Source organism: Grimontia marina (genome assembly GCF_900060185.1).
Lineage (GTDB): Bacteria > Pseudomonadota > Gammaproteobacteria > Enterobacterales > Vibrionaceae > Enterovibrio > Enterovibrio marinus.
Window position 1 is genome coordinate 1 of sequence record NZ_FIZY01000179.1, and the last position, 963, is coordinate 963.

Consider the following 963-nt stretch of genomic DNA (forward strand, 5'->3'; position numbering starts at 1 on the left):
GAGAGGCCCGAAGGTCCCCCTCTTTGGTCCAAAGACATCATGCGGTATTAGCCACCGTTTCCAGTGGTTATCCCCCTCTACCAGGCAGGTTCCCAGCCATTACTCACCCGTCCGCCGCTCGCCGCCCAATAAATCATCCGAAGAATCTTTATTGTCGCTGCCGCTCGACTTGCATGTGTTAGGCCTGCCGCCAGCGTTCAATCTGAGCCATGATCAAACTCTTCAATTAAAGTTTTGGCTCGATGAAATACTGTTGTGTTCTAACCCCTCTCTAACAAAGTAAAGAAAGAGCAGAACGAATTGACTGTGCCGATAACTCCGAAAAGTTTTCGTTTGGTCACTCAGTAAACATCGATAAATCTTTTGTCTATCAACTACGAGTGCCCACACAGATTGCATAGGTCAAATTGTTAAAGAGCATCGATTTTCAAGGCCTTAGTACATTGTGCCTCAGCAAGTCAGGTCGCGCATCTTACGCGATTCTGATATCGAGTCAAGAAAAAACTTTCATATTTTTTATCCTAAGATGAAGAGTAAAAATCTTTTTTTGACTTCGCTCGCATTGTAATCAGAGGAGCGAAAGAAAAGCCCGTTGTTCTCAACGGGCTTTCTCTAAATTGGAAGCCTGGCGATGTCCTACTCTCACATGGGGAGACCCCACACTACCATCGGCGCTGTTACGTTTCACTACTGAGTTCGGCATGGAGTCAGGTGGGTCCATAACGCTATGGTCGCCAAGCAAATTCTTTTTTTACTTTCAGTTTTTCAAAAAACTGAAGGCAAAAGTAATCTTGGAAAGCTGTTTCTATGTTCTCTACACATTCAATGTTCTATCCGAGTCCGTCAAAACCCCTTGGGTGTTGTATGGTTAAGCCTCACGGGCAATTAGTATCAGTTAGCTCAACGCCTCGCAGCGCTTACACACCTGACCTATCTACGTCGTCGTCTCCAACAACCCTTTAG

The 963-nt window shown here is 45.5% G+C and carries 3 rRNA genes; all 3 read right to left on the reverse strand.

Features of this window, described 5'->3' with window-relative positions:
• Window positions 1-229: ribosomal RNA gene (locus GMA8713_RS25810) — 16S ribosomal RNA — on the reverse strand; the annotation flags it as partial.
• Between the two features lie 394 nt (window positions 230-623).
• A 5S ribosomal RNA gene (rrf, locus tag GMA8713_RS25815) occupies window positions 624-739 on the reverse strand.
• Between the two features lie 125 nt (window positions 740-864).
• Window positions 865-963, reverse strand: a 23S ribosomal RNA gene (locus tag GMA8713_RS25820); the annotation flags it as partial.